This window comes from Acidithiobacillus sp., assembly GCF_023255755.1.
Taxonomy (GTDB): Bacteria; Pseudomonadota; Gammaproteobacteria; order Acidithiobacillales; family Acidithiobacillaceae; genus Acidithiobacillus.
The window spans coordinates 50,487-65,780 of record NZ_JAGDVS010000093.1; the positions used below are offsets into that span (position 1 = coordinate 50,487).

The 15,294-nt window shown below is 57.8% G+C and carries 16 protein-coding genes and 2 pseudogenes; 8 read left to right on the top strand and 10 right to left on the bottom strand.

Going from position 1 to position 15,294, the window contains the following annotated elements:
• On the bottom strand, window positions 1-1,842 hold a 1,842-nt coding region (locus Q0C48_RS06575; protein ID WP_291522718.1), incomplete at its 3' end, for a glycoside hydrolase family 15 protein.
• Window positions 1,843-1,953: 111 nt separating this feature from the next.
• On the opposite strand from Q0C48_RS06575, the gene Q0C48_RS06580 reads away from it, so the two are divergent.
• From Q0C48_RS06580 to Q0C48_RS06600, 5 genes are read left to right on the top strand one after another with little or no spacing between them, the layout of a single operon-like run.
• Window positions 1,954-2,523: a mechanosensitive ion channel family protein gene (locus Q0C48_RS06580; protein ID WP_291522720.1), complete on the top strand. Its 570-nt coding sequence runs from the start codon at window positions 1,954-1,956 to the stop codon at window positions 2,521-2,523.
• Window positions 2,520-3,422: a PfkB family carbohydrate kinase gene (locus Q0C48_RS06585; protein ID WP_291522722.1), complete on the top strand. Its 903-nt coding sequence runs from the start codon at window positions 2,520-2,522 to the stop codon at window positions 3,420-3,422. The genes Q0C48_RS06580 and Q0C48_RS06585 overlap by 4 nt, the downstream gene beginning before the upstream one ends.
• Window position 3,423: 1 nt before the next feature.
• Entirely contained in the window at window positions 3,424-3,825 is a 402-nt protein-coding gene (locus Q0C48_RS06590; protein WP_291522724.1) for a hypothetical protein, read from the top strand.
• Between the two features lie 17 nt (window positions 3,826-3,842).
• Window positions 3,843-5,567, top strand: coding sequence for an HAD-IIB family hydrolase (locus Q0C48_RS06595; protein WP_291522726.1), 1,725 nt, complete (start codon window positions 3,843-3,845; stop codon window positions 5,565-5,567).
• Entirely contained in the window at window positions 5,560-7,941 is a 2,382-nt protein-coding gene (locus Q0C48_RS06600; RefSeq protein ID WP_291522728.1) for a sucrose synthase, read from the top strand. The genes Q0C48_RS06595 and Q0C48_RS06600 overlap by 8 nt, the downstream gene beginning before the upstream one ends.
• Here Q0C48_RS06600 and Q0C48_RS06605 read toward each other — a convergent pair.
• The 3 genes from Q0C48_RS06605 to Q0C48_RS06615 form a co-directional block, all read right to left on the bottom strand.
• Window positions 7,936-8,442, bottom strand: coding sequence for an RES family NAD+ phosphorylase (locus Q0C48_RS06605; protein ID WP_291522730.1), 507 nt, complete (start codon window positions 8,440-8,442; stop codon window positions 7,936-7,938). The two genes, Q0C48_RS06600 and Q0C48_RS06605, sit on opposite strands and share 6 nt — an antisense overlap.
• Window positions 8,406-8,846, bottom strand: a complete 441-nt coding sequence (locus tag Q0C48_RS06610) for an antitoxin Xre/MbcA/ParS toxin-binding domain-containing protein (RefSeq protein WP_291522732.1) — start codon at window positions 8,844-8,846, stop codon at window positions 8,406-8,408. Before Q0C48_RS06610 ends, Q0C48_RS06605 begins: the two co-directional genes overlap by 37 nt.
• A gap of 117 nt (window positions 8,847-8,963) precedes the next feature.
• Window positions 8,964-9,488, bottom strand: coding sequence for a methylated-DNA--[protein]-cysteine S-methyltransferase (locus tag Q0C48_RS06615; RefSeq protein WP_291522734.1), 525 nt, complete (start codon window positions 9,486-9,488; stop codon window positions 8,964-8,966).
• Between the two features lie 636 nt (window positions 9,489-10,124).
• Here Q0C48_RS06615 and Q0C48_RS06620 point away from each other — a divergent pair.
• Window positions 10,125-10,553: a TA system VapC family ribonuclease toxin gene (locus Q0C48_RS06620; RefSeq protein WP_291522736.1), complete on the top strand. Its 429-nt coding sequence runs from the start codon at window positions 10,125-10,127 to the stop codon at window positions 10,551-10,553.
• Window positions 10,554-10,784: 231 nt separating this feature from the next.
• Here the strand turns inward: Q0C48_RS06620 and Q0C48_RS06625 are convergent, their stop codons facing one another.
• From Q0C48_RS06625 to Q0C48_RS06640, 4 genes are all read right to left on the bottom strand, one after another.
• The gene (locus tag Q0C48_RS06625; RefSeq protein WP_291522738.1) at window positions 10,785-11,429 is read right to left on the bottom strand and encodes a YceI family protein; all 645 of its coding nucleotides are present in this window, start codon (window positions 11,427-11,429) and stop codon (window positions 10,785-10,787) included.
• Window positions 11,430-11,542: 113 nt separating this feature from the next.
• Window positions 11,543-11,998, bottom strand: a complete 456-nt coding sequence (locus tag Q0C48_RS06630; protein ID WP_291522740.1) for a MarR family transcriptional regulator — start codon at window positions 11,996-11,998, stop codon at window positions 11,543-11,545.
• A gap of 225 nt (window positions 11,999-12,223) precedes the next feature.
• On the bottom strand, window positions 12,224-12,721 hold the full coding sequence (locus Q0C48_RS06635) for a GNAT family N-acetyltransferase (RefSeq protein ID WP_291522742.1): 498 nt from the start codon (window positions 12,719-12,721) through the stop codon (window positions 12,224-12,226).
• Window positions 12,718-13,197, bottom strand: a complete 480-nt coding sequence (locus Q0C48_RS06640; protein ID WP_291522744.1) for a carboxymuconolactone decarboxylase family protein — start codon at window positions 13,195-13,197, stop codon at window positions 12,718-12,720. Before Q0C48_RS06640 ends, Q0C48_RS06635 begins: the two co-directional genes overlap by 4 nt.
• A 67-nt stretch (window positions 13,198-13,264) precedes the next feature.
• Here Q0C48_RS06640 and Q0C48_RS06645 point away from each other — a divergent pair, with 67 nt between their 5' ends.
• Window positions 13,265-13,732 (top strand): MarR family transcriptional regulator, encoded by a 468-nt coding sequence (locus tag Q0C48_RS06645; RefSeq protein ID WP_291522746.1) that lies wholly within the window; start codon window positions 13,265-13,267, stop codon window positions 13,730-13,732.
• Between the two features lie 77 nt (window positions 13,733-13,809).
• Entirely contained in the window at window positions 13,810-14,340 is a 531-nt protein-coding gene (locus Q0C48_RS06650) for a hypothetical protein (protein WP_291522748.1), read from the top strand.
• Between the two features lie 450 nt (window positions 14,341-14,790).
• Here the strand turns inward: Q0C48_RS06650 and Q0C48_RS06655 are convergent.
• Both Q0C48_RS06655 and Q0C48_RS06660 read right to left on the bottom strand, forming a co-directional pair.
• Window positions 14,791-14,952: pseudogene (locus tag Q0C48_RS06655) on the bottom strand (transposase); the annotation flags it as partial.
• A 73-nt stretch (window positions 14,953-15,025) separates the two neighbouring features.
• Window positions 15,026-15,294: pseudogene (locus Q0C48_RS06660) on the bottom strand (hypothetical protein); the annotation flags it as partial.

Genomic DNA, 15,294 nt, shown 5'->3' on the forward strand with positions numbered 1-15,294 from the left:
CAGTGCATCCTCGCCGGCCAGAAGGGCAAAATGGCCCCGCTCTCCCACCAAAAGCGGCCAGGCACGGCCACGCCCACTGCCATCGAAAGGACTACCGTCGGGGTGCTCTCCGTAACCGTCGCCGTTGTAACGGTGCCAGGCTGGACCACTGGGGGTGTCGGTTTTGAGCAAGGCATCCATCACCTTGATGGAATCGCGCATGTGCGGATCGTCGGCGCGGCGCAGGCCATAACGGCAGAGTTGCAGAAAGTCGGTGGCGACCTGCTCTTCGGCAGGGAGATGCGGGTCGTTGGCGCGATTTTTGATCATCACCCATTCATTCATGGCGCCCGCATGGCTGAGCACGTCCTGGGGGGCGATGCGCAGGTAATAGCCGGAGACGCCGTATTTCCGCGCGAGATCCGTACCGGACACGAAGGTCCAGTCCTCCAAACACGCATTCCAGTAATCGGCCAGTAGCAGCGCGCAATCCCGGGCCTTGCCGCCGAGCAGTTCGCCACCTTCCACCAGCGCGGCAATGGCGACCGCCAGGGTGAAGGGATTGACGCCGCCATCCTCTTCCCAGCGATCCTGGCCGGTGGCCGGCCCTTCGCGGAAGATAAAGCCCAGGGCGCGGCGCAGCATGTCGTTAATGGCAATCCCATCCAGTGCCTGCTCCGCCTGGAGGGCGGCCGCAAGAAGGACGGGGAAGCCGGTTTCGTCCAGTTGCACCCCTTGCCAGAATGCTTTGCCGCCCAGCCACTGGTTTTGCAGCCAGTGGCCATCCGCCTGCTGGGTGCTGATGAGATAGGTCAGCACTTGGCGCGCTTCCGCAACAGCGCCTATGGCGAGGAGAGCACCGGCGCTTTCCACCAAATCCCGGGACCAGACCAGATGGTATCCGCCCCGGCTGTTGCTGGCCTCGCCCCAGGGGATCGAAAGGCTGGCCACCAGGGCGCCGGGAAAGGTACGGTCTTCGTGGACCTTGAGGACGGTGGCTGAACGGGTATAGAGGGCTTGGGCGGAGGCGGGAAGCCTGCGCTTCAGTTCGGAAGAAGTCGGCTGTTGGGCATGCCAGGCCTTCCATGCCCCTTGATACTCCGCTTCGGCGGAAGCAAAGCCTCCGGCCAGGGAAGACCAGGCCAGGGTGGCGGCCGCCTCCTTGCTGGTGCCCAGGCCCAGGGCCAGGGTGCCTTGCCGGGGCAGGCGAGCGGACAGGGAAACCTCGCCCGGACCGGCCTCCTGATATTGCCAAAGCATGCGGCCATTGCGGTGAAAATCCTGCCAGAGGTCGCTGGCGCCTACCTCGCCCACGGAAAGATTTTCCAGCCCGGACAAACCCTCCGGATTCCGGCAGGAGATGGCCAGGCCGAATGGACCCTGCTCGGCCCAGAGCACGGGCCGGCCCTCCCATTCGTCAACCCATGCCTGATTATGCTCGGCGTCTTCGCCCAGGCGCGCAGCACAGAGCAGATAAGGGCGCAGGTCGGCATCCCCCTCCAGGTGAAAGTCCATCAGCAGTACGTCCCGCAGCGGATCGGCGCAGATCCGGAGCGTGCAGGTAAAGCGTTCATGACGATGGGTGATAAGGGGCAGAGGGACGGCCGGATCATCGATCTGTAGACCCGGGTCGGGCAAGGTCTTGAGTTCCTGCCAGAAACCCTTGTCATCGGCGATGATCAAGCCCATGTCCCGGATTTGGGGAATGTCGATACGCGGATAAAAAACCTCCGTGACAATACCCTTGCCGACGGTGAACCAGAGCCGGGCCGGACCGAGGGCGGAGCCGACGAGATCTTTTTTGGCGGTGGACCAGACCGGATAGCGCCAGGTTGGAGCGGGGGCTTTGCTCGCTGCTGCCATGATGTGCTTTCCTTCCCATCCGTGCGGGGGAACCCCTAGAGTATAGGAACAGATTTGCCCCTCTGTATTTGCTACGTTATGGTAAAAATCAGCAGCAGAGGGGAGTGATGTATGGGCATGATTTTTCATTGGCTGGCGATGGACCCCGAATGGTTATTGCACCGGTCGGGGTATACCCTGCTGATCGTGGCGGGTAGCTATTTGATATTACGTTGGTATGGCAATGTTATTGTGCGTCTCATGGACTTTCTCGGCAGGCGACGGGCCTTGTCACGCGGCTATGGCGTGATATTTCAGAGAATCACCACCTGGTTTCTCTGGCTCATTGTCTGGGTTGTCGTGCTGCGGGTCTGGGGTATCGATGTCACTGCCATCTGGACCACTTTTGTCAGCCTATTGGCGGTGATCGGTGTCGGTATGCTGGCCGTATGGGCCATGGTCAGCAACATTACGGCACGCTTTTTTATCTGGTTCTGGCAGCCATTACAGTTGGGGCAACGTATCGAGATATTCCCGGAATCACTGACCGGTGAGGTCATTGAAGAAAATCTCATGTTTACCGAGTTGCGCCAGGATGACGGAAAAATTGTGGTTATTCCCAACAATCTCTTTTTCCAACGCATTATTCGTCGCTTGCCCGATGTCGAAAAAGCCAGCCCGGATGAGAAGGCTGCACCATGAATGCAGACGTGCCCCTCGGCATTATTTTCGGCGAATGTCTGGTCGATGATTTTGGAGCGGTGCAACGACTCGGTGGCGCGCCCTTCAATGTTGCGCAACACCTCCATGCGCTGGGGGTGGCGTCCGTCTTTGTCAGCAGGGTAGGGCGGGATGCCTCGGGACAACGCATCTTGCAGCACATGCAAGACTGGGGGATGTCCGCGGACGCAGTGACAGAGGACGCACTGCTTCCCACCGGTCGGGTGCGGGTGACGGCAGACGCCGACCAGGGGCACCGCTTCGAGATTCTACCCCATCAGGCCTACGACGCCATTGGAATGCCCTCCAGCGTGATCGCCCCCATTCCCTGGCTCTATCACGGTAGCCTTGCCTTGCGGGAAGACGGGCCATCGCGGGCGACTTGGCGCCAGTTGCGCGCCCATGCCCAGTGGCGCTTTGTGGATATCAATCTGCGCGATCCCTGGTGGAATCCGGAATTGCTGGCCGAAGTCATACGGGGCTCGTCTATACTGAAATGTAATGTGGAGGAACTGGAGCAGATCATGCGTACTTACGAACTCTCTCCAGCCTCGACCCTGCGGGAAGCGATGCAGGTGGTGGCCCGGCATTTTGATGTGCAAGCGGTCTTGCTGACCCGCGGTGCTGCAGGTGCCGCTTATGGGGATGGGACCAATTTTTACGAGGCGGAAGCAGCCTCCACGGTTATCCAGGACACCGTCGGGGCTGGAGATGCCTTTGCCGCAGGCTGGCTCTGGAGCCTGTTTCGCGGCGATGCCATTGCACGACGATTGCAGAGGGCAGGGGAATTGGCAGCGGCCATTTGTGCGTTATCCGGCGCCATCCCGGATCAACCCGAGTTTTATCAGACCATAATGGCGCGCTGGGCCAAGGAGGACTGATTTGGCAGACCACCAAGGTCTTTACATTCTGATGCTGAGTATCCACGGCCGCATTTGCGGAACTCCGGAACTCGGGGTCGATGCAGATACCGGCGGCCAGGTTGGCTATGTACTCGACGAAATGCAGGCGCTGGCACGGGACCCGCGCGTCACCCGGATCGACCTTCTCACGCGTCGCTTTAACGATCCCGGCACGAATCCCATTTATGGAGCACCGCGCGAACTATTGGAATCCGGCGCGCAGATTATCCGTCTGTCTGCCGGTCCAGCGCATAAGTATCTGCAAAAAGAGCGGCTCTGGGATTACCTGGATACCTTTGTGGACGGCGCGCTGCATTTTATCCGTAGTGAAGACTGTATTCCCGATGTCATCCACGCCACTATGCCGATGCGGGTTATGTAGGGGTACGCCTCTCCCGCTTGCTGGGTATTCCGCTCATTCACACCGGCCATTCCCTGGGGCGGGATAAGCGGGAAAGACTGATCGCTGCTGGCCGTAAGGCGGAAAGTATCGACCGGCAGTTTCGTTTTCCGCGACGCATTGCCGCCGAAGAATCCGTACTCAGTGAAGCGTCCGTGGTCCTGGCCAGCACCCGTCAGGAAGTGGACGAGCAGTATGGCCTGTACGAGAGTGCCATGCGGACGCATTTCAAGATCCTGCCGCCAGGTGTGGACTTGCGACGGTTTTCCCGGCCAGGGCGGCAGCGTTCTTCGCCGCTACTGTCCGGCCTACGCCGCTTTTTGGAGGCGCCGCGCAAGCCCCCCATTCTGGCCATTGCCCGCCCCGATGAGCGTAAAAATTTTCAGTGTCTGGTTGAGGCCTATGCCACTGACCCTGTTTTGCGGGAGCAGGCCAACCTGGTTCTGGTCATGGGCCAGCGTGACCGCTTTGGGCAACTCCTGCACGGGGCGAAAGGGGTGATTCAGAGCGTACTGCATACCATTGACGATTACGACCTTTACGGGCGAGTCGCCCTCCCCAAACACCACGAACCGGAAGATATTCCCGAATATTACCGCTATGCGGCCATCTATAAGGGCGTTTTCGTCAACCCGGCACTCACCGAACCCTTTGGCCTGACCCTGCTGGAAGCCGCGGCCTCGGGTTTGCCGGTTGTCGCCACCCGGCATGGTGGCCCGCAGGACATCATTCGCTACTGTCGCAATGGCATCCTGATAGACCCCCTGAATATCGCGGAACTACAGGCGGCACTTCGACAAATACTGTTTGATCGCCAACGCTGGCAGCGTGCCAGTCGGGCAGGCTTGCTGGGGGTGCGCCGGGTCTATAGTTGGGAGGCCCATGCGCGCCGTTATCTGGCAGAAGTGGAACGTATTCTCCGGCGTCAGCGCAAACAGTTGCGGCGCGAATCCGCCGCCCGCCAGGGGGTACGCCGCGCCTTACCGACGGCGGATCATCTGCTCATATCCGACATCGACAACACCTTGATTGGCGACCCGGCGGGGCTCGCCACGCTGATGGAATGGCTGAGGGAGCATCCCCGGGTAGCCTTTGGCGTAGCCACCGGCCGGAATCTCAAACAAACCATGGAGATACTGGCGGCACACCAGGTCCCCCGCCCGGACATCTGCATCACCGATGTGGGTACGCGTATCGTCTATGGTAGTAAGCTGCGCGAGGATCAGGACTGGGCCGCTCATCTGCACTATCGCTGGTGGCGTGAAGGGGTATTGCAGGCACTGGCCAGGGTGCCCGGCCTGCGCCTGCAGGAAAAACTCACCCAGAGCGCATTCAAAGTAAGCTATTATGTGGACCCAAAACGCCCACCGACGGTGAAAGATCTGCAGCAGCGCCTGCACGAGCAGCAGATCGCCGCCCATGTGGTGCTTTCCCATACCCGCTATCTGGATGTATTGCCCATTCGTGCTTCCAAGGGCCACGCCATCCGTTTCCTGGCCTTTCGTTGGGGGTTGCCCTTGCATGCGGTGCTTACTGCGGGAGACTCCGGCAATGACGCCGATATGATGGGTGGCGAAATTTGCGGCGTTGTGGTCGGCAACCACAGCCCGGAACTACACGGGCTAAGAGATAAACATCACATCTATTTCGCCAGTGCTTACCATGCCTGGGGTATTCTCGAAGGCATCCAGCACTACCGCTTTCCAGGACAACCTCATGTCTGACGACCTGCGTCGCTGTATCAGCCAGAATGCCCATTGTGTTTCCGGGCTGTTGCGACATCTGTTCAATTTGCAACGTCCCTTTTTGCTCTATACCGATTTGCAAAAGGCCAGCAGCGACTTTGCCGCAGATTACGGCAGTGATGCAGAGCTGGTGGTGTTGCAGGAATTTTTCTCCAGACTACAAGAGGCGGTGCTCGCAGAGCCTTGGATTTATCTGGCCTGGCGTCCCGGCCCAGGGCGCTGGACTTATCTGCGCCTGCATCGGGAACAGCTCAATCTGGAGACACTCACGCCGGGTGATTATCTGGCCTTTAAAGAAAGACAGGTGCTCCCCGCAAATGATCAGGAGCCAGTACTTACCGTGGATTTTGAAGATTTCCGCGCAGTCTCCTATCGCCTGCACGATGAGGCCACCATCGGACAGGGGCTCATGTATATGAACCGCCGCCTGGCCGGGCAACTATTCGGCGACATCAAGGCGGGACGCCAGAGCATTCTCGACTTTTTGGCGGTGCATAAACTCAACGGGCAGTCGCTGATGGTGCACGATCAGCCTCCGGATTTTGAAGCACTACGCCGGACCGTGCAGTATCTGGCGACGCTCCCCAAGAACCAGCCGTGGACGGAGTTTGCCGTGGAGATGACCCATCGCGGCTTCGCCCCAGGCTGGGGAGACGCTGCCGGGCGGGTGCGCGAGACCATGCGTTTGCTAATGGACCTGCTGGACGCCCCCTCGGCAGAGAGTCTGCAGGCATTCATCGACCGCATCCCCATGATCTCCAAAATACTGATCGTGTCCATTCATGGCTGGTTCGCGCAGGACAAGGTGCTCGGACGTCCGGATACCGGCGGGCAGGTCGTCTACATTCTCGATCAGGCGCGGGCACTGGAACAGGAAATGCGCCAGCGCCTGGCCCGTCAGGGGGTGGATATTGTACCCCGTATTCTGATCGCCACCCGCCTGATTCCCAATGCCGATGGCACCACCTGCGACCAGCGCCTGGAGTCCGTCCAGGGCGCCGACAATGTGCAGATTCTCCGCGTGCCGTTCCGGCATTCCAATGGCGAAATATTGCCGCAGTGGATCTCGCGCTTCAATGTCTGGCCCTGGCTGGAACGCTATGCCGATGACCTCGAACGGGAAACCCTGGCGGAATTTGGCCGTCGTCCTGACCTGATTATCGGCAATTATTCCGATGGTAATCTGGTGGCCACCATCCTCAGTGCGCGGCTGAATGTCACCCAATGCAACATTGCTCACGCGTTGGAGAAGAGCAAATATCTCTATAGCGACCTCTACTGGCGCGATCACGATGCCAGCCATCATTTCGCCTGCCAGTATACCGCGGACCTCATCGCCATGAACTCCGCCGATATTATCGTCACCAGCACCTATCAGGAAATCGCCGGAAATGACCGCGAAGTGGGCCAGTACGAAGGGCATCAGAATTACAGCCTCCCCGGACTGTATCGGGTGGAAAACGGGATTGACGTCTTCGATACCAAATTTAATATCGTCTCTCCGGGGGCTGACGCCCACTATTATTTTCCTTATTCCGCCAGCGCAGCACGTTTGCGTTTTCTACACGACGATATTGATGCGTTGCTCTTTGGCGAGGCGCCCGCCGCGGACCGGCGCGGCGTACTAAAGGATCGGGATAAACCCATCATTTTCAGTATGGCGCGCATGGATCACATCAAAAATCTCAGCGGACTGGCTGAGCTTTTTGGCGCATCGGAGCGCCTGCGCAAACTGGCCAACCTGGTTATCATCGGCGGCCATGTCGACCCGCAGGATTCTCAGGACGAGGAAGAGCGGGCGCAAATCCAGCGGATGCACGATATTATGGATGCGCATCAACTCGACGGGCAGATGCGCTGGATAGGCACTTTACTCGACAAAAATGTGGCGGGGGAACTCTACCGGGTTATTGGCGATACCCATGGATGCTTCGTCCAGCCCGCGCTCTTTGAAGCCTTCGGGCTGACGGTGATCGAAGCCATGAGCTCGGGTCTGCCGGTTTTTGCCACCCGCTTCGGCGGCCCGCTGGAAATCATCGAAGATGGTATTTCCGGCTTTCATATCGACCCCAATAACCAGCAGGAGACGGCAGAAAAGCTGGCGGACTTCCTGGAAGCGGCTGCCGCCGATATCCGTGTCTGGGAGACCATTTCCGACGGCGCATTGGCGCGGGTCAGCGCGCACTATACCTGGGGCAATTACGCCACGCAGATGATGACTCTGGCGCGGATTTTCGGCTTCTGGCGCTTCATGCTCAAAACCGATCATCACGCCGCCCGCCGCTATTTGCAGATGTTTCAGCACTTGCAGTGGCGGCCTCTGGCCCATGCGGTGCTGTTGGGGGAGTCATGAGGGACAGCCGGGCCTCTGCGCCAAACGCGTGTCCAAAGGATAACGATAGGTGGCAGAAATAGCGCAGCGCGTCGCCGCCGGATGCCGAGGGTTCAGAAGCACGTTCCAGGTCTCAGGCACCAGTACACTCGGCACGCGCAGCAGCGGTGCTGCCCCGTCGGCGAGCCAGCGGTCCCCATAGACCTGCGTGAGGCGCGGATGTTGACTCCAATCCTGCGGAAGATGCGTGATATCCGCACGGTCTAACGCGATATCTTCCGGCACGGAAATACGCAACCATTGGAACGCGTCCGGGAGGTCTTCCGTATCGACTTCGAGATGGACCAGCGTTTCCAGAAGTGCCGTGGACGGGTCCGGCGCGCAATAGACTACCGGACGGCCGCGACTGGACCAACGTCCGGAAGCGCGCATGCCACCCAGACCATCCAGCGTCGCATGATTACTGATCCGCCAGAGAACCACCGTCAGGCGGCCATCCCCTGATCGATACGGACCAGCCATTCTTCGACCAGACGGGCACCCATTTCGGTTTCCAGCGCCGTGAGTGGCGTGCGGCCGCCCAGTCCGGTTTTCGGTTTGCGTAACCAGCGCAGGGCCTTTTCCGGGTCGCCGAAGGTCTGTCGCGCCTGCAGCAGACAGCGCAAGACGCGCAGGAACCGGTCGGACTCCTCCCGATTCAAGCGACCGGTACCCGCTTTGCGATGCGACATGGTCCGCGCCGGGATGACCAGTACCTGGATTTCGGTCTTCGTCAATCCGAGTTCTGTTAGCAGCGCCAACTGTGCAAGAGGAACCCCCGTTTCCGTCAGTTCAAGCAGGGCAGCGTCCTCTTCCGGGAGAAGCCCAAGCAGCCGCAGAATCCCTTGCGATGCGGGCGTTCCTGGTTCGATCAGTGCTATCGCCATAACGGTCTCCTCCGGTCTTGGCCACATGCCACCATTATAGCGGCAATTTGCGTAAAGGGGCCAGATCTAACGGACTGCGCATCCACGAAAAGCGGTATCAGGCCACATGGCGCAACCCTAGAAATCACCACCCTCATGCCGCAACAGCCAGCGTTTGCGTTCCATGCCGCCCGCGTACCCGGTCAAGGTGCCGTTGGCACCGATGACGCGATGACAGGGAATCACGATGCCGATGGGATTGGCGCCGTTGGCACGCCCCACGGCACGCACCGCTGATGCCCGGTCCATGCCCCTCGCCTGTTCCTGGTAGCTGCGGGTTTCTCCGGCGGGAATGCTGCGCAACCAGGCCCAGGCCGCCTGCTGAAACTCGGTGCCTGCGGTTTCTACGGGGATGGCGGAGACGGCGTTGAGATCACCCGCCCAGTAGGCTTCCAGACCGTTGCGAACCGGCTGCGGAGCAGTCCCCGAGGTCAGCGTTACCCCATCGGAGCCGTAGAGCAGGCGGAGTCGATCCAGCATGCGGGCCTCGCTGTCCGCCCAGTCCAGTGCACGTAGGGTGTTTTGCGCATCGGTGACCAGCAGCATGACACCTAACGGTGTGCTGACATTATCTAACTGCCATTGAAGCGCTGCGTTCAGCATGAAAATCTCCCCAATATGGACTCTGGAATGATGTTATACCCAGACGGGGGAACCAAAGAGAGCAGCATCCCCGCTCCCATCGTCCTCTACATCGATTTTAGGTGCGAAGCACATGGAAGTCTCCTGCTAAGAGAGATGCATATTTGTACAGTATCAGAGCAACATCTGTTCTTCAACCGCAGTGCTTCAAGGCGGTGCCATCAGGTGGTGATCGGTGGCAGAAATAGTCCCGCGCCTCGACGTACTTCGACAAACATTCCAAGGAAATCGCTCTCAACCGGTCTCGGGCTGAACAGTCGCCACGCATTTTGATGGCCAGACCAATGATTTTGATGTATGATGCTAGATGCTAGATGCTAGATGCTAGATGCTAGATGCCTGATGACATATGAGGTGAACGACCTATGCGCACCACACTGGCGATTGATGAGGACGTACTGGCGGCGGTTAAAGGGCTAGCGGATCAACACATAAGCCTGTAGGTGCCGTTGTTTCAGCGCTTTTGCGGCAGGCTCTGCAACCACAAAACACCTCTGGTGGCCATTCACGTAATGGGATTCCCTTGCTGCCGGTGCGCCCGGATGCACTCCCGGCGACTCTGGAAATAGTGAATCAGTTGCGCGACGAATTGCCATAATGACCTTCTTACTCGATGTAAACGTGCTGATTGCGCTCATCGACCCCATGCATGTTCAGCATGATATGGCCCATGAATGGTTTGCAGCCCATGGGCAACCCGCATGGGCTACCTGTCCCTTAACAGAGAATGGTGTACTGCGCCTCGTGGGCCATCCGCGCTATCCAAATTCACCAGGCACGCCAGCGGCAGTGGCACCGCTGATCCAGGGATTGCGCGCGTCACCTGGCCATGTTTTTTGGCCAGACGACATCAGCCTGCTGGATGTCGACCATATCGACGCATCGCGCCTGCTCACTTCTGGTCAGATTACCGATAGCTACCTCTTGGCGCTGGCCTGCGCCCATGAGGGCCAACTGGTAACCTTCGATCATCGCTTAGTGACCAATGCCGTGCGCAACGGTTTGCAATGCATCAACAAAATTTAATTAAGAAGCTTTGAGATGAGCGGAAAACGCTAAAGATGGGGCGTGTTCTGTCTCCTGAGCAAGGCGGTTTGGACGCGGCGACCACTATGAGCATAGTGACCACAGCGGGTAGCAGGGCTCTATCCAAAATCAAGGACCGAACGAAATCGGATTGCCAGAGATTCCACATAAAGCTTGCCTCCCAACAAGAAGGAGGCGCCGGCCTTGCTGGTCGGCACCCCGGAAGGCCGCTCAGCCGGCCGTGCGGACGCCCTCGATATTCACATGCAGGTGCACTCTGTTGGCGATCATGCCCGCATAGGCATCCATGCCGAAGTCGCTGCGCTGGATGGTGGTGGTGGCTTCATATCCAGAAAGGTAACCACCCCAGGGCTTGGGCAACGCCGGCACCGGCCCGGCACCGATTTCCCGAACCTGGAAGGTCACCGGCCGGGTCACGCCATGAATGGTCAGTTTCCCGTACAGTTCTCCGCTTTCTTTACTAGTGGGTTGATAGCGTGTACTGATGAATGTGATGTTCGGGAACTCCCGGACATTGAAAAAGTCCGGCCCACGCAAGTCGTGATCCCTTAGAGCGAAGTTGGTATTGATGCTGGCTGCGGGAATGCGGATGTCCACTTTGTCCCTCGCAGGACTTACGGGATTGAAGATATAGCTGCCGGACAGTTTGTCGAAACGGCCCACCACCACCGCCACCCCGGCATGGCCGATGGTGAACCACGCCAGAGAATGGTCCGGATCAATCCGGTACGAGCCAGCCGGGCTGGCGTCCAGTCGATGGTATGTCGCTGCGTCAGCGAGTGACACCAGTAATGCGGACAATGCGACGGAAAGGATGGTGGTCCTCAGTGCAATGAAAACTTTGTTCTGTGACATGGCAATGCTCCTCTATAAATCATGGCCTTCATAATCAAGCATCTCATCTGGTACGCATCTGTATAGTTATAATGCGTACTATATAGATAGCACAGGAAATGTTCTTATGCATACTATATTTTGGTTTGGACCTGGAACCGACCTCGCAACGCGCGCAGGGTGCGGCGTACCTGCTCCAAATCATCCGCATCTACGTCCGCGAAGGTCTGTCTAAGATAGGCGATATGGGCGGGAAAGACTCGGGCAAAAAGCGCCTCGCCTGCCGGAGTCAGGACGGCGAGGAAACTGCGCCGGTCGCCGACCGGCACCTCCCTGCGAACTAGGTTCTTTTCTTCGAGGCGGTCGATGATGCCGGTCAAGGTTCCCTTGGTGATCAAGGTTTTTTGGGCAAGCTCGCTGAGGGGTATTCCCTGGGTGTTGCCCAGGGTAGCGATGACGTCAAACTGCGCCGGTGTGAGACCCAGTTGCCGGACGTGGGCGGCGGAGTAGGCGGAAAAGGCATGATAGGCTTGGGCAAGCTCCCGCAATACAGCGAGAAACGGTTCCTTTGCTGTGGTCTGCAGGTCCATAGAGGACTGTTTTGTCGTCTCCCGAAGTATTTTTTCACGCATCTATTCCCCAAACTGTTCGCAGGCAAATAGTCCTATATAGAACTATTCTGGGCGGCCGTCAACAGGATAGGTGGCGTATAAAATATCCCCGCAACACGCCAAAGAGGCATTGCGCGCATTAGGGCTGTTCGGATAGCGATAATTTGTTGCGCGCTTCATCACCCAACTGATCTGGATTTCGTTCTAAGGTAGGCATTGTTCTTGATCTGGCAGCGTCACACTGAAGCGTAAAGCCGTAGCCAACAGCCCTTGGCGGTAATAAAAACGGTGCCCGAGTGTATTGCTCATGGCCGCGTCCAACAGTAGCCTGGCACAGTCCAGAAGCTTGGCCTCTGCTTTTAGTCGCTCCATCAGAATCTTCCCGTACCCCCGACTGCGGCAGGACTCATCAATGACAAGATCATCCACATAGACAAACCGGCCATGCACCAAGTTGTCTTGCACGCGGAATCCGGCGAGACCCACGGGCTGTGTCCCGTGCCACAGAGCCAGCAGGCGATAACCTTGGGTGCTCTGGTGCTGCCAGCGCAGTAGAAATGCCTGTTCAGAATCCAGGTGCGGCCGCAGTTGCCGGATCAGAGGGTAGCAGGTCCAGACGTCGTCCTCCTGATCGACATAACGCAGTTCGACCGCAGCGGAGACATTCCCGCTGTTTTCCGGATCGCCCTTTGCTGGAATCATACGTGACTCCCCGTGCGAGGGGGCGGCGGCGAAAATCGCAGCCCAACACCCAGTCGATTCCAGTGATTGATGGCGCCGATGGCCACCGTCAGGAACGTCACTTCTGTTTCCGTGAACTGAGACTGCAGTGTCTCATAGACGGCGTCGGGCGCCCCCTGGGTCGTGAGCGCCGTCAGACATTCCGCCCACGCCAAAGCGGCCTGCTCCCGTGCAGAAAAAATACCGGCATCCCTCCAGCCCGCGACCAGATCCAGCTTGACCGGTTCCACACCGATTTGACGGGCGACATTCAGATGATACTGAATGCAGAACGCACAGCCGTTGACTTGCGATACCCGCACCTTGATAAGTTCCGTCAGGTTTTTTTCTAGGCCGGAATCATCGACCGCTTTCCCTACCGCCAGTAGTGCGGCGTATACCTCGGGCGCGGTCTTGGTGAAGGAGTGGTAGTCGATACGGGCATGCTCCGTGGACATGGCTTGTTCCTTATGAGGCGGTTCAGGTAGTATCAGGACTCTAACAATATATCATAGTGCTTACAATATGGACGACGCAGCGCCAAAACCCCTCGTCCCTCAAGTGGGAGAGGGCAAACGCGGGGAAAATGGTTATCTGGGCTACCTGCTGCGGCAGGCGGCTGGGGCGTACCGGCACCGAGTGGAACGGGCGCTCGCCGACCTGCGTGTAACACCTCCACAATTTTCCGTGCTCACCATGCTGGCCGCCTATCCCGGCATTTCCAATGCCGATCTGGCGCGGCTGGCTCTCCTCACCCCGCAAACGGTCAGCACCATTGTCGCCAACCTGGAACGCGCCGGGGCCATCGTGCGCCAGCCGCATCATCACCATGGTCGTATCCAGCAGATTGATCTCAGCGAGACGGGCAAGTCGCTATTGACGACCTGCCGTGAGCGGGTGCATGGTATTGAGCGCCATCTGGTCGACGGGCTTTCCCGAGAAGAGGAATCGGCACTTCGAAAATGGCTGGTTCGCGTCGCCACGTCAGCATGAAATTTTCTGTGAATGATTTGAACGTCAGTTCCTTTAATTTGCCCCAATCGACGAAAATGCCGCTAAACGAGGTGCACATGATTTACACAGTTGAATGCAGTTTTACCGACCCGACTGCAGAGGATGGGTGGAATGTGTTCTACAGCGACGAAAAGTTGCCTGCGTTAATTTCCGTTAGGGGGTTTCTCACATCCCAACGATTTAAGTTGTCCGAAGGAACACGTTCTGCGCCAACTTGCCTCGCTGTTCACACAATTGCCAGTGAGGAGATTCTTGAAAGCATTGATTATCGCCAGAATGGCGGTGGCAATTTTGCAAGATGGCAACCCATGATTACAAACTGGCACAGAAACATTTATGGAGGGGTCGATCTGTTCCTAAATGTCACAAATGATCAGGGATTGTTAATTAGCAATGAAAGTGGTGACACATTAAGAGCTCTTGGATTTCAGGTGCTGCATCTATGCGCAATAGGACTTGATCGGACTCCAATGGAACGCTGGATGGCGATTTCTGGCAATCTAGCAGATTCTGTCCATCTGCTTTCAGATGATGGAGTATGTATATACGTCCCTATGGGAAGTCAATTGCAAAGTTATTCCATATAATCATCGTGCGTTAAATAATGGAATTAATGCGTTATGCTCTTTAACGCATTGCGTGGCAGTAGAGGTAATTCTTTTACAATACGAAGGATAACCATAAGGATCTGGAACCCTGCATCGGATCACGGACCCAGGTTTCCGAAGTGCTCAGCCGGTGCTGGCCCTGGAAATGACCCGTCGCCCTATGAATACAGGCCCTGACGTCGCCGCCGTCGCCGCACTGATCGCAGTGCCTGCGAGGGCGACGATCCTGATCGCGTTGATGGATGGACGCGCCTTACCGGCTGGTGAGCTGGCACGTTGCGCCGCTCTTTCGCCGCAGGCAACTAGCAGCCTGTCGGACTTAGCTCACGACTGCCGCCCATTTTCGCCCAGGATTTTTTGAAAACACCTTTTTTGGGTGATTTTACCCGTTATTGCCCTATATTTTGCTGTTTTCTTCATTTTCCTGCCCTACAGGCGCAATACGGCCATACGTTTTATATTCCATGCCAGACAAACAAGGCTCCATTCCCCTTGTGCCTGGCGCAGGCCGCGCAATGAGAACTGCCGAAACCCCATCACCGATTTGATGATGCCGAAGACGGGCTCTACCGTTTGCTTGCGTAGCCGGTAGATGCCGCGGCCAGCCTGGGTCTTCAGACGATGAATCATGGCCTGCATCAGGGTGGCATCTTCAGCCAATTCTTCAGGCTCGGTATGCCGCTGCCGCCAGTCCGGATGGTGATTTTCCCGGGCCACGGCAATAATAGGGAGTGATGCCCAGCGCCTCACAGGCTTCGACATTCTTTTCACTGCAGTAGCTGGTGTCGGCAACGAGCGCCTCTATGGGACCCAATACCGCAGCTTGGGTTTGCAGCGTCGCCAGCATGGGGAGTACCTGCTCTTTGTCATTTGGTGCCTGGCTGACACCCGTGGCCACCACCAGCATGGTCTGGTCATCGACGGCGGCCTGGG

Bases quoted from the DNA above. Each gene is read 5' to 3' on its own strand.
- Q0C48_RS06620 (WP_291522736.1), top strand. From the start codon at position 10,125: ATGACCTTCTTACTCGATGTAAACGTGCTGATTGCGCTCATCGACCCC.
- Q0C48_RS06650 (WP_291522748.1), top strand. From the start codon at position 13,810: ATGATTTACACAGTTGAATGCAGTTTTACCGACCCGACTGCAGAGGAT.
- Q0C48_RS06600 (WP_291522728.1), top strand. From the start codon at position 5,560: ATGTCTGACGACCTGCGTCGCTGTATCAGCCAGAATGCCCATTGTGTT.
- Q0C48_RS06640 (WP_291522744.1), bottom strand. From the start codon at position 13,197: ATGTCCACGGAGCATGCCCGTATCGACTACCACTCCTTCACCAAGACC.
- Q0C48_RS06610 (WP_291522732.1), bottom strand. From the start codon at position 8,846: ATGGCGATAGCACTGATCGAACCAGGAACGCCCGCATCGCAAGGGATT.
- Q0C48_RS06635 (WP_291522742.1), bottom strand. From the start codon at position 12,721: ATGATTCCAGCAAAGGGCGATCCGGAAAACAGCGGGAATGTCTCCGCT.
- Q0C48_RS06605 (WP_291522730.1), bottom strand. From the start codon at position 8,442: ATGGCTGGTCCGTATCGATCAGGGGATGGCCGCCTGACGGTGGTTCTC.
- Q0C48_RS06645 (WP_291522746.1), top strand. From the start codon at position 13,265: ATGGACGACGCAGCGCCAAAACCCCTCGTCCCTCAAGTGGGAGAGGGC.
- Q0C48_RS06585 (WP_291522722.1), top strand. From the start codon at position 2,520: ATGAATGCAGACGTGCCCCTCGGCATTATTTTCGGCGAATGTCTGGTC.
- Q0C48_RS06625 (WP_291522738.1), bottom strand. From the start codon at position 11,429: ATGTCACAGAACAAAGTTTTCATTGCACTGAGGACCACCATCCTTTCC.
- Q0C48_RS06580 (WP_291522720.1), top strand. From the start codon at position 1,954: ATGGGCATGATTTTTCATTGGCTGGCGATGGACCCCGAATGGTTATTG.
- Q0C48_RS06630 (WP_291522740.1), bottom strand. From the start codon at position 11,998: ATGGACCTGCAGACCACAGCAAAGGAACCGTTTCTCGCTGTATTGCGG.
- Q0C48_RS06615 (WP_291522734.1), bottom strand. From the start codon at position 9,488: ATGCTGAACGCAGCGCTTCAATGGCAGTTAGATAATGTCAGCACACCG.